The following is a 12,029-nucleotide window of genomic DNA, read 5'->3' as shown; positions in this document are numbered from 1 at the left end:
GGGGAGCTCACTTCGGCGGGCCTGCGGCCCCTGCGGCTGCCCGCCACCGGGACCGCCACCCTCACTGAGCAGGAACACGCGGCCGCCGCCCGCGCGGCCACCGGCGCGACACCGGCGGCGATCGCGGCGGAGCTGTCCACCGGCGAGGTCACCGTCGGCCGGCTGCTCTCCGCCGTCTACCGCAAGCTCGGCACCGACCCCGGCGGGCTGCCGGGGGCGTACCGGACCGACCCGCCCGGCGGCCCGTCCGGGGCAGTCGCGGGGGAGGAATGAGGACGGGCCGCCGAGAGGTCCGGCGGCCACGGCCCCCGGCGCCGCGCAAGGGGCCGCGGGCCACGTACGATGGCCGTATGTCGTTCCTCCGCCGCCGCACCGCAGCCACGCCCACCGGGCCGGACTTCGATGTCCTGGCCATGGACCCGGGGGACTGGCCGGGCATTCTCGGCGCTGGGCTGCTGCCCGGTCCCGACGGCAGCTGCCAGGGCATCTTCCTGCGCTACGACCTCTTCGGCGGGCGCGGTCCCGCCATGCTGATCGGCAATCTCCCCGAGGGCTCCCCGGCGCGTGAGCTGGAGGACGGCCAGGTGCCCTTCGAGGTGGCCCAGCTGATGGTGGCCCTCGGCAACGAGGAGCCGGTGGAAGTGGTCAGCACCGAGGACACCCCCGCGATGCACGGCGACGGCCTGCTCATCGTCCGGCGGATAAAGGTCTCGGAAGCACGGATCGCCTGCGCCCAGTTCGACCGCAGCGACGGCGTCCAGGTCACCATCGCCACCTGGGACCGCCCCATCACCGACGACCTGTACCAACTGCTGAAGCCGCTGCCCGCGGAGATGTTCCAGCAGGGCTGACGGGACGCACACCGCACGTGACAGGGGCGCCGCCGGGATCCGGCGGCGCCCCTGTCACGTCCCACGGCCGAACATCCGCCCGTGGGAGAACGGCTCAGCGCGGAGCGCCCACCTGGGACGGCAGGACGGTGACGTCCTCGGCCCTGACGTACTCCACCCGATGGCCGAACTGGATCTCGTAGTAGACCTGCTTGCCGCGCACGACCTGGTGCGAGGCGGTGTCGAAGGTCGTCGAGTAGTAGTACTCACCCTGGACCCGGTTGCCGATCGCGTACTCCTGGCCCGCCAGGAGCTTGTACGGCATCGGCACGATCGCCTGCACGGGAACACCCGCAGGGAACGCCGCCGCCTCGGGATAGGCGCGCCCGTAGACCGGGATGTCGGCCAGGCCCGCCTTCGGGGTGGCGGTCCAGCCCCAGGCGTTGACGGCGGTCGGCTGCGACCGCGGGTTGTGGAACCAGGCCTTCTGGCCGAGGTACCACACCGCCGTCCAGTCGCCCTGGCGCTCGGCGACCGCGTACTGCTGACCGGTGGAGGCACGCGCCCCGACGTCGTTGACGCCCGTCGTGGAGTCACCCGTCGGGTGCAGACCGATGTCCTTCACCAGCGGCGCGTCCTCGCTCGGCGCCGTGTGCAGCCGCACCGCCTCGGAGCCGCGGGCCGGGCAGGTGTCGCCCGCCGTGACGCAGCCGGTGTACAGCGGCCGGTTCTCGTCGTAGTCCGGTCGGATGGTGACCAGGCCGCCGCCCGGACCCGCCGTGGCGTGCAGCGGAGCGCCCATCAGCTGGAAGTAGTGCGCCCAGTCCCAGTACGGCCCGGGGTCGGTGTGCATCCCGCCGATGTACGCACCGGTCGGTCCCGGCACGGTGTCGTGGCCGAGGATGTGCTGGCGGTTCAGCGGGATGTCGTACTTCTTCGCCAGGTACGCCACCAGCCGCGCGGACGTCCGGTACATCGACTCCGTGTACCAGGTGCCCGGGTCGATGAGGAAGCCCTCGTGCTCGATGCCGATCGACTTGGCGTTGGTGTACCAGTTGCCCGCGTGCCAGCCGACGTCCTTGGTCCTCAGATGCTGGTCGATGTGGCCGTCCGCCGAGCGGACCGGGTAGTGCCAGGCCAGATACGTCGGGTCCTGCACCAGCTTCAGCGCGGTGTCCCAGCTGCCCTCGGTGTCATGGATGACGATGGTGTCGATCTTCTGGCTGGCGGGCCGGTCGGCGAGGTCGTGGTTGCCGTAGTCCCCGGGAGTCGTCTCCTGGTAGGGCGCGGGCAGCCACTCGCAGCCCACCCCGCGCGGGCACTCCGTCCCGCTGTCGTTGACGTGCTTCAGGCCCAGCGCCGCCGCCTGCGCGGTGGCCGGGGCGATCCCCGGAGCCGCCGCCAGGGTGACGTTCTGCCCGGCGTCGGTCGTGCGGGACTCGCCCTGCCGCAGCACGTCGTAGACGTCGTCGGCGAAGGCGCCGGCGGTCGCCGAGTCGTCGGCGCCCGAGAAGCGCGCGACGGCGCCGTACCAGTCCGCGGGGTCGGCGCTCAGCGGCTGCCCCAGGGACTTCTGGGCGGCGGCGATCAGGGCCGCGCCGCCGGCGACATTGGCCGCCGGGTCCTTGCGCAGGTCCTGGGCCGGCAGGCCGGTCAGTCCCGCGGCCCGCTCCAGCGTGGTGAGGGTGGCGGGCAGCTTCGACAGGTCGGCGTCGGGAACGGCCTGCCCGGTGCCGGTCAGCGGCCGGGAGTCGTCACCGCGCGAGTCGTCACCGCCGTCACCCTTCTGGGGGAAGTCGGTGAGCGCCGTACGGGCGTCCGTGAGGTGCATCGGGCCGTAGCCCGCGGTGACGCTGGGCAGCCCCTGATGGGTGTCCCAGCGCGATTCCATGTACGACACGCCGAGCAGGACGCTCGCCGGCACCTGGTAGCGCTGGGCCGCGTCGCTGAACGCCCGCTGCAGCGACGAGGTGGCGGGCTGGGCGGCGTTCGCGGATGTGGCCGTGGAGAGCACGGGCAGCAGTGCCGCGGCAGCGGCCGCCGCGGTCACCGTACGCAGTGTGCTCCGTCGGTGTCTCGCTGATCGGGCGGCGGACTCTCGCAATGCGGCCTCCTTGAAGCGGTACTGGGGCGAACGGCTCCACAGAGGTATCGGCTCCCGGACGATCCGTCAACAGGCCCCAATCGGGCACTGTTTGCGCACGTCAAACGCCCGTGCCGGGAGTTTCCCCGGCACGGGCGTGCTGGCCTGCCCCGCGTCAGTGGTCTGAACCGGTGACGCGGGTGCCGGCGGGTGGTGAAAACCCCCGTGATCCGGGGGGCGGGACGGGTCCGCGCGGGGCTCAGCGCGTGCCGACGGCGGCACGCACCGCCCGCCGGGCCAGACCGCAGTCGTCGTGCAGCCGGCGCAGCAGCAGCCGCTGCTCCTCGCCCGCTCCGGGCACGGTCTGCGCGGGCGGGGTGGCGCTGCGCATGGTGCGCTGCACGGCGGTCTCGTAGGTACGGATCTCGCGGGTCAGGACGAGCATCAGGTTGACCAGGAAGGCGTCCCGGGAGGCGGGACCCTGGTTCTGGGCGAGCTGGCTGATCTGGCGGCGCGCCACCGGGTCGTTGCCGAGCGCCGACCACAGCACCGCCAGGTCGTACCCCGGCAGGTACCAGCCGGCGTGCTCCCAGTCGACCAGCACCGGGCCGGCCGGGGACAGCAGCACATTGGAGAGCAGGGCGTCGCCGTGACAGAACTGCCCCTGCACATGGGCGAGTCCGTGCAACAGCTTCTGCAGGTCACCCATGTCCCGGTCGGTGAGCAGCCCCAGCTCGTGGTAGCGCGAGATACGTGCCGGGTAGTCGATCGGCGCGTCGAACACACCGGCCGGCGGCCGCCACAGGTTGATCCGGCCGAACGCGCCGATGGCCGCACGGACATCGGACCGGGGCGGGGTCTCGGTCGGATGGCGCTGTACCGACACGACCCGTCCGGGCATTCGCTCCAGGACCAGCACACAGCTCTCCGGATCCGCGGCGATCAGCCGTGGGACCCGGGCTGGCGGCCGGTGGCGGACGAACGCCCGGTAAGCCGCTATCTCGTGCTGGAACCGCTCGACCCACGCTGGGGACTGGTCCAGCAGACACTTGGCGACCGCGGGACTGCGTCCCGACGTACCGACGAGCAGTGCGGTGCGCCCGCTGCGGCGCAGCATCTGAACAGGGTTGAACTCGGGGCATATCCGCTGAACCGCGGCGATGGCCGTCCGCAGCTGAGCGCCCTGGGGGCCGGTCAAGTCGAGTCTCCCGCTGAGCGGATGGGAGGTGCCCGTCGGGAGGCCCCGCCGAGCGGCGGTGAGCGGCGGACGGGTGCGCATGGAGGAGTCCGTACCAGCGGGGTGCGACAACCGGGGCGGAGCGGACACGGAGGACGATGCTGAATACATGAGGGGGAAACAGATCCCTTCGTGTGCCTGCGAGCTCATGACAGTGATGCGGTGCTGCGTCGGTGCGGTACCGCCTCCGACGGTGTCCGCGTCGCGGTGCCGCGACGTGGTGGCCGGTCGGTGGCGTCGGTGGTCCGGCCGGCGCGTGGACGGTTCGGAACCGGTGTCGGCGTCCGGACCCGCACCCTGGGGAATGCGGGTTCAGGCCGGTCGGCCCGGTCCGTCCACGCGCCGCACGCCCCTCCCGGGGCCGGTCGTCCCCTCCACAAGAGAGCAGTTCAGGGCTGCTCACGGGTGACTCGAACGACCTTCCGGGAGCCGGCTAGTGCCGGGCCGGGGTGGCGCGTTCCTACATCACACCCTGGCGCGGGTGGCAGACCATCTGGCGCACCCTGGCGAAGCGTGGCGAATACTCGCGGGGCCTTTGTCAGGCGATTAGTGTCAACCGTGCCGAGGAACCTGGGGGCTTGACGTGAGCAAAGAAGCCAACACCCGACTTGCGGACCTGTTCGGCCTTACCGGCTGGTCCAAGGGCGAACTCGCACGGTTGGTCAACCGGCAGGCGGCGGCCATGGGCCACCCGCAGCTGGCGACCGACACCTCGCGGGTGCGCCGCTGGATCGAAACCGGTGAGTCGCCGCGCGAACCCGTTCCGAAGGTGCTGGCAGCTCTGTTCACCGAGCGGCTCGGCCGTGTCGTGACCATCGAGGATCTCGGGTTCGACCGGCACCGGCACGCGGGGAAGAAGCAGACCGGAGAAGGTCTGCCGTGGCCACCGGAACGAACAGCCGCGGTCCTCACCGAATTCACGGGAATGGACCTCATGCTCAACCGACGCGGTCTGGTGGGCGCGGGCGCCGCGCTCACCGCTGGCTCAGCACTCAGCAGCGCAATGTACGACTGGTTGCACACCGACCCGGCCCTGGTGGCCGATGCACCGGTCATCGACAATCCACTCCACGCCGAACCCGCCGCGTACGACCGGTACGAGGCGGCTCCGGTGGGTTCCCAGGAGATCGAGGCTCTCGAGCGCTCGGTCGAGGTGTTCCGTGCCTGGGACGCGGCCCGCGGCGGCGGGCTGCAACGCAAGGCTGTGGTCGGCCAGCTCAACGAGGTGGGCGGCATGCTCGCCTACCACCACCAGGACCATCTGCAGCGCAGACTGTGGGGTGTGGCCGCCAATCTGGCCGTGCTCGCCGGGTGGATGTCCCATGACGTGGGCCTGGAGCCCACGGCGCAGAAGTACTTCGTGATCGCCGCGCACGCGGCGCGGGAGGGAGGCGACCGGCCGCGGGCCGGCGAGGCGCTGTCCCGCGCGGCCCGGCAGATGGTCCACATCGGCCGTCCGGACGACGCGCTCGATCTGATGAAGCTGGCGAAGTCGGGATCGGGCGAGCAGGCCCTGCCCCGCACCCGCGCCATGCTGCACACCATCGAGGCATGGGCCCAGGCGTCCATGGGGCGCGGCCAGGCGATGCGGCGGACGCTGGGGGAGGCCGAGGACCTGTTCGTCTCGGACAAGGGCGATGTTCCGCCGCCGAGTTGGATGCAGATGTTCGACGAGGCGGACCTGCACGGGATGCAGGCACTGGCGTACCGCACGCTGGCCGAGCACGACCCGTCCGCCGCCGCCCAGGCGCAGATGCACGCCAAGCACGCGCTGGAACTGCGGGTGTCCGGCCGGGACCGGTCGAAGATCTTCGACTACATCTCGCTGGCCTCGGCGTGCTTCATCGCCAACGACCCGGAGCAGGCCGACCGTTACGCGCGGATGGCACTGCTGACGATCGGCAGCACGTCCTCGCACCGGACATGGGACCGGCTGCGGGAGATGTACCGGCTCACCGGGCGGTACGCGGACTACACGACGATCCAGGATCTGCGGTCGGAGATCGAGGCCGCGATGCCGCCGCTGCCGAAGAACAGGAGCACCCGGCAGGTCTGACCGGCCGGGCAGATCCAGGGCGGATCCAACGTCTCCGCAGATTCAACCAGGTCAACGGCGATCTGGTCTAACCGATTCTCGCGACGAGCACGCAGGCGTCGTCCTCGCGCTCGGGGGCACCGAACTCCTCGACGACCAGCCGTACGCAGTCCTGTGCGGTGCGGGCCCGGGTGAACAGGGGCGCCATCGCGAGCAGCCGTCGTGCGCCGTCCGTCGGCTCCGTCGCGGCCGGGAACGACGTCCGGCGGGGTACGAGTCCATCGGTGTGCAGTACCAGCAGGTCGCCCGGGTTGAGGGGCTCGGCGGCCTGGGTGTACCGCGCGTCGGAGGTGGCTCCGAGGAGCACGCCCTCGGGCGGATCCAGCGCGCGCCCCGTCCCGTCCCGGAAGAGCAGTGGGGCGGGATGGCCGGCCTGGGCCCAGGACAGGGTGCGGTCGGCGGGGTCGTAGCGGCAGCACAGCGCGCTGCCGAGGGTGGGCTGGGCCGAGGTGTCCAGCAGATGGTTCAGCCTGCCCAGCAACGGTCCGGGCTCCAGCCCGGCCATCGCCATGCCGCGCAGCGCTCCGAGCATCATCGCCATGCCGGAGGTGGCGCTCACGCCGTGTCCGGTGAGATCGCCGACGGTCAGCAGTGTCGCACCGTCGGGAAGCTGCAGTGCGTCGTACCAGTCGCCGCCGATCAGGGCGCTGGTACCGGAAGGGAGGTAGTGGGCGGCCAGGTCCATGGTGGTGGGCCCGCCGCCCTGCGGGAACCGCAGGGAGCCGCGCCACGGCGGGAGCACGGCTTCCTGCAGTTCAACCGCCAGCCGGTGCTCCGACCGCGCGAGCTGCCGCTGTCGCTGGAGAGAGTCACGGGTCTCTCTCAGCGTCAGCTGGCTGCGGCGCAGCTCACTGACGTCCCGCAGTACGGCCCACATCGAAGCGGTGCCGCCGTCAGCGTCGAGCACCGGCTCGCCCACCATGTGCAGCGTCCGGGTGGATCCGTCGGAGCGGACGATGCGGAACTCACCGTCGATGGGCCTGCCGTCGACCAGGCAGCCGGTCACCATCGAGGTGAGCGCCTGCTGGTCCTCCTCGAAGAGCCAGGAGGGGAGCTCGTCCAGTGTCAGCGGACCGTCGTCCGGGTCGCGGCCGAAGATCCGGTACAGCTCGTCGGACCATTCCGCCTCGTCCGTCAGCAGGTCCCACTCGGCGCTGCCGGCCCGGCCGGGAGCGTGATCCGGCACACGGTCCGGGATGGCGGGGGACGGGAGATGGGCATCGGCGAAGTCACTGGGGACGAACGGGGCCGCGGCACTGCCGTCGTCCGCTAAACCCTCGCGGAGCTGCCCCAGATGCTCGCCCAGATCGTCGAGCTGGTGCACCGCGAGATCACACAGCGCGCGCTCCCAGCGGACCCGGGGGTCCGCACCGTCCGGTGCGGCGGTGTCGCGGCGTACCGCGTCGACCTCGCTGCGCAGCCGGCGGGCCTGGGAGATCAGCGCGTCCACCGCATCGGGGTCGGTCGACGGTGCGGCGGAGTGATCCGCGTGCAGATGGGACGGCATGACGCTCTCCGAAGGTGACTCCGATACCGGATACCGGTGCTGAGCGGCCAAGGCAGACGATGGGCCGGTAACGACTGTGGCACACGGCGTGATGGCCCGTAAGGGTTTCGGCAATACCCGATCCGGTGGTGCTTATGGCATATGCCATAAGCCTTCCGGAGCCTCCGGCGGCCCGGAGCGACACGGGCGGGGAAACCTCGGTAGGCTGCGGCCCGCCCCGGCCCCACACATTCCCACCCTCCGCCAGGCTTGAAACGCCAGGTGGCCGGTAAGGATGCCGGGCACCCGCAGCGGAAATCCCGTTGCCTTGGAACCCCCCGCACCGGATGCTGACCTCATGTTCGACCCAGACATAGCGCCCAGTGGAACCCTTCTCGGCCTCCTCCAGCGAGGACGCGGAGACGGGACCCTGCATGCCCTGGCGGCGCAGCGGGCAGATGCCCTCGCCGCTCTGGAGCAGTGCGTCCTGCGGGACCCCCGCCTCGACTGGCGGGTGGAATCGCGCTCCCTCTATTACGCGCGGCTGTACTCCGAACTGGAAGCCGGGCTCGACGGGATCGAACAGCACCTCTTCCATCCGGACGACCTCCTGGACCCCGACGAGCACCGCTGCGGTCTCGCGCTGTCCGTCCTCGGCCACCTCGCCGGCTACGGGCGCGGTGACGCCCTGCGCCTGCTGCGGCGCTACGCGGCCACCGGCGGCACCTGGGAGTGGGCCCTGGACGAGCTGGCCGTCCGTGACGACGAACAGGGACTGCGCGGCCTCGGGCCCGCCCTGCTCGCCCGTTTCCCGGAGACCGCCGAGGGCGATACCGAGCTGGCCGCGGCCGTGCGCGAGGCGTACGAGCCCCGGCCGTGGCAGTTGTGGGCCGAGGACTCCCGGCACCCCGCGACCGCCGCCCGGGTCCGCAAGGCACTGGAAGAGGTGTCGTTCGACCGCTGGCAACGCCAGCTGCGCCCGACGGGACCGACCCCCGGCTGGAGCGTCCGCGCCGTACTCGAATGGGCTGACGAGGGCCTTACCCAGTACCCGGCCGCCTACCGCGATCAACCCGCGGCCCGCTGCCTGGCCGCCGTCGCCGGACCCGAGGACCGTCCCGAGCTCGTCGCCGCCGCCCAGGACGGCCCCGCCGCCGCCCGCGCCGCCGCGCTGCGCCACCTCGCGGACCGGCAGGACCCGCAGGCCCTGGACCTCATCGAGGCCGCCGCCGCCAGTCCCGTGGACCTCGTCGTCAGAGCCGCCCTCGAATCGTTCGAGCGGATGCGCAGCAGCGACGCCATGGACCGGGCCCGCTCCTGGTCGGAGCGCGAGGACGCGCTCGGCATCTCCGCCGCCCGCATGCTCGCCTGCCGCGGCGGCGACGAGGACACCGGCCGGGTGCTGGCCGGACTGCGCAGACTCGTCCAGAGCGACGGCGCCGACGCCGAGGGCCTCGCCGTCCTCATCGAAGGCGCCGGCCGGCTCGCCATCGGCCGCGCGGCACCCGTGCTGCGCCACGTCTACCGCGAGACCTCCTCGTCCCAGCTGCGCGGCTGCGCCGCCCAGGCGCTGGCTGCCACCGATCCCGGCTTCGCCGCCGGCTTCGCGGTGGAGTGCCTGTGGGACTGCGAGGAGACGACGCGCGAACTCGCCGCGCACCAGGCCGCCACCGGAGACGTCCGGGTGCTGGCCCAGCTGCGCCGGATGGCCGCCGATCCGGCCGAGGAGGCCGAGGTGCAGACCGCTGTGCGGGGCCGCCTCAGCTCGGGCGAACCGGCCCGCTAGGACGCTTCTCCCACGGCCCCCCGCCTCCCGGCGGGGGCCGTCGGCGGTTCACGGAACCGGAAACGGCGGCCCGGCCGCCCGAAGGGTCATCACGCGTTCCACGGCGGTATAGATCGACGTGGCCCTGTCAACGCTCGGCATGGCGACAACGTGGGTATGCGAGTTGCGATCGTCACCGAGTCCTTCCCACCCGACCTCAACGGAGTGGCGCACTGCGCGCTCCGCACCGCAGAACACCTCGCCAGGCGCGGGCACGAGCCGCTGGTCATCGCACCGGCCGGGCCGAACGACATACCGGCCGGCGACGACCCCTGCCCCGTCATCCGCGTCCCCTCCCTGCCGCTGCCCCGCTACCCCCAGGTGCGGGTGGCCCTTCCGGGCCGCCGGACGGCCGCGGCCATCGCCGCGCACCGCGCCGACATCGTCCATCTCGCCAGCCCCTTCGTCCTCGGAGTGCGGGGCATGGCGGCCGCCGAGCGGCTGCGGGTCCCGGCGGTCGCCGTCTACCAGACCGACCTGGCCGGCTACGCCCGCTCCTACCTCCCTGTCGGCGAGGCCGCCGCCTGGCGGCGGATCCGCGCCGTGCACGCGGCCGCCGCCCGCACCCTCGCGCCGTCCACCGCCTCGGTGCGGGAGCTGGAACGGCAGGGCGTTCCCCGGGTGCACCTGTGGCCGCGTGGCGTCGACCCGGTGCGCTTCCGGCCCGGACTTCGCGATCCCGCGCTGCGCCGCAGCCTCGCCCCGCGCAGCGAGCTGATCGTCGGCTACGTGGGCCGGCTCGCCCCGGAGAAGCAGGTCGGCCTGCTCGCCGGGGTCTGCGGGCTGCCCGGCGTCCGGGTGGTCGTCGTCGGCGACGGTCCCAGCGCCCCCGGGCTGCGCGCGGCGCTGCCGGGCGCGGTCTTCCTCGGCTCCAGGACCGGCGACGAGCTGGCCCGGATCTTCGCCTCGTTCGACGTCTTCGCGCACACCGGCCCCTTCGAGACGTTCTGCCAGACCGTCCAGGAGGCGATGGCCAGCGGGGTGCCGGTGATCGCCCCCGCCGCCGGCGGCCCGCTCGACCTCGTCGCCCACGGACGCACCGGCCTGCTGGTGCCGCCCGGGGACGCCGACGCGCTCTGCGACGCGGTGCAGCTCCTGCAGCGTGCCCCGGCGCTGCGCGCGCGGTACGGGGCGGCCGGCCGCGCCGATGTCGCCGCACGCACCTGGGAGGCGGTCGGCGACCAACTGCTGGACCATTACGCGCAGGTGCTCAGCGCCCGTACGGCGGTCGCGGCATGAGCCGGCCGCTGCGGATCGTCCGCCTGGCGAACTTCATCACCCCCGTCTCCGGAGGGCTGCGCACCGCCCTCCAGCACCTGGGCGAGGGCTACCTCGCGGCCGGCCACGAGCCGGTCCTCGTCATGCCGGGGTCCGCGGCCCCGGGACGCCCGGCGATCCGCGCGGAATCCACCACCCAGGGGAAGGTCATCACCCTTCCCGGCACTCCGGTCCCCGGCACCGGCGGCTACCACGTCCTCGCCCGCAGGCAACCGGTCGAGGCGCTGCTCGACGCGCTCGCCCCGGACCGGCTGGAGGTCTCGGACCGTACGACGCTGCGCTGGACGGGGGAGTGGGCCCGCAGGAACCGGGTCCCGGCCGTCATGGTCTCCCACGAGAGCGCCGACGCCGTACTCCGTACCTGGGGGATGCCGCCGGGCGCCGCCCGGGCCGCCGCCGACCGGCTCAACCGCCGTACCGCGCACGCCTACTCGCGGATCGTGTGCACGACCGCGTGGGCGGCCGCCGAGTTCGAACGCCTCGGGGCGCGCAACGTCGTACGGGCCCCGCTCGGCGTGGATCTCGACCGGTTCCGCCCGGCGCTCCGCGACGGCGCGCTCCGGGCGCGGTACGCGGGCGGCGCCGCGGTGCTGCTGGTGATGTGCTCGCGGCTGTCGGCCGAGAAGCGGCCGGGCCGGGCCCTGGAGGCCCTCGCGGAACTCCGGCGGCGCGGCGTCGACGTGGCGCTCGTCGTGGCCGGGGAGGGCCCGCTGCGCGGCCGCCTGGAGGCCCGGGCGCGCGCCGCGGGGCTCCCGGTCACCTTCCTCGGCCACGTCGCCGACCGCGACCGGCTGGCCGCTCTCCAGGCCTGCGCCGACATCGTCCTCGCCCCCGGCCCCGCCGAGACCTTCGGACTGGCCGCCCTGGAGGCGCTCGCCTGCGGCACCCCCGTCGTCGCCAGCGCCCTGTCCGCACTCCCCGCCCTCATCGGCCCGGCCGGCGCCGGAGCCACCGACGGCCGTGGCTTCGCCGACGTCGTCCAACGCCTGCTGGCCCGGCCCGAGTCCGCCCGCCGCGCCGCCGCCCGCAGCCAGGCCGAGCGGTACGGCTGGCCCGCGGCCGTCTCCGCGTTCCTCGCCGCCCACGAAGCCGCGCCCCTGATCACCGCTTCCTCCGTCGGCGCCCTGCCCGCCCGCACACCGGGAGCCACGCCATGACCCGCCGCCGCCCGCAGCCAGGCCGAGCGGTACGGCTG

9 protein-coding genes are annotated in these 12,029 nt (G+C 73.2%); 6 read left to right on the top strand and 3 right to left on the bottom strand.

Annotation, left to right across the window (positions count from 1 at the left end; all coding sequences use genetic code 11):
• Together O3W51_RS45185 and O3W51_RS45180 are read left to right on the top strand one after the other, a co-directional pair.
• On the top strand, nucleotides 1-273 hold a 273-nt coding region (locus O3W51_RS45185; RefSeq protein WP_269289681.1), incomplete at its 5' end, for a hypothetical protein.
• 77 nt (nucleotides 274-350) lie between these two features.
• Nucleotides 351-851 carry a hypothetical protein gene (locus O3W51_RS45180; RefSeq protein ID WP_138353938.1) on the top strand — a complete coding sequence of 167 codons (501 nt, stop codon included), beginning with the start codon at nucleotides 351-353 and terminating at the stop codon, nucleotides 849-851.
• A gap of 94 nt (nucleotides 852-945) precedes the next feature.
• On the opposite strand, the gene O3W51_RS45175 is transcribed toward O3W51_RS45180, so the two are convergent.
• On the bottom strand, nucleotides 946-2,880 hold the full coding sequence (locus tag O3W51_RS45175; RefSeq protein WP_269289680.1) for an N-acetylmuramoyl-L-alanine amidase: 1,935 nt from the start codon (nucleotides 2,878-2,880) through the stop codon (nucleotides 946-948).
• 292 nt (nucleotides 2,881-3,172) lie between these two features.
• Nucleotides 3,173-4,261, bottom strand: coding sequence for an aminoglycoside phosphotransferase family protein (locus O3W51_RS45170; protein WP_164295929.1), 1,089 nt, complete (start codon nucleotides 4,259-4,261; stop codon nucleotides 3,173-3,175).
• A 472-nt stretch (nucleotides 4,262-4,733) separates the two neighbouring features.
• Here O3W51_RS45170 and O3W51_RS45165 point away from each other — a divergent pair, with 472 nt between their 5' ends.
• A complete protein-coding gene (locus tag O3W51_RS45165; RefSeq protein ID WP_138353935.1) occupies nucleotides 4,734-6,206 on the top strand; it encodes a DNA-binding protein NsdB in 1,473 nt (490 codons plus the stop codon).
• 67 nt (nucleotides 6,207-6,273) lie between these two features.
• Here the strand turns inward: O3W51_RS45165 and O3W51_RS45160 are convergent, their stop codons facing one another.
• The gene (locus tag O3W51_RS45160; RefSeq protein ID WP_138353934.1) at nucleotides 6,274-7,752 is read right to left on the bottom strand and encodes a PP2C family protein-serine/threonine phosphatase; all 1,479 of its coding nucleotides are present in this window, start codon (nucleotides 7,750-7,752) and stop codon (nucleotides 6,274-6,276) included.
• A 337-nt stretch (nucleotides 7,753-8,089) separates the two neighbouring features.
• On the opposite strand from O3W51_RS45160, the gene O3W51_RS45155 reads away from it, so the two are divergent.
• The 3 genes from O3W51_RS45155 to O3W51_RS45145 all read left to right on the top strand — a co-directional run bounded on the left by O3W51_RS45155 (nucleotide 8,090) and on the right by O3W51_RS45145 (nucleotide 11,991).
• Entirely contained in the window at nucleotides 8,090-9,517 is a 1,428-nt protein-coding gene (locus tag O3W51_RS45155) for a HEAT repeat domain-containing protein (RefSeq protein WP_138353933.1), read from the top strand.
• Between the two features lie 156 nt (nucleotides 9,518-9,673).
• Nucleotides 9,674-10,795 (top strand): glycosyltransferase family 4 protein, encoded by a 1,122-nt coding sequence (locus O3W51_RS45150; RefSeq protein ID WP_138353932.1) that lies wholly within the window; start codon nucleotides 9,674-9,676, stop codon nucleotides 10,793-10,795.
• Nucleotides 10,792-11,991 (top strand): glycosyltransferase, encoded by a 1,200-nt coding sequence (locus tag O3W51_RS45145; RefSeq protein WP_198358533.1) that lies wholly within the window; start codon nucleotides 10,792-10,794, stop codon nucleotides 11,989-11,991. The genes O3W51_RS45150 and O3W51_RS45145 overlap by 4 nt, the downstream gene beginning before the upstream one ends.
• Nucleotides 11,992-12,029 lie beyond the last annotated feature (38 nt).

The sequence above is a fragment of the Streptomyces sp. H39-C1 genome (genome assembly GCF_027158125.1).
GTDB classification, from domain to species: domain Bacteria; phylum Actinomycetota; class Actinomycetes; order Streptomycetales; family Streptomycetaceae; genus Actinacidiphila; species Actinacidiphila fildesensis.
Note: the sequence above shows the minus strand (reverse complement) of the source record. Positions and strands in the feature narration are given on the sequence as shown.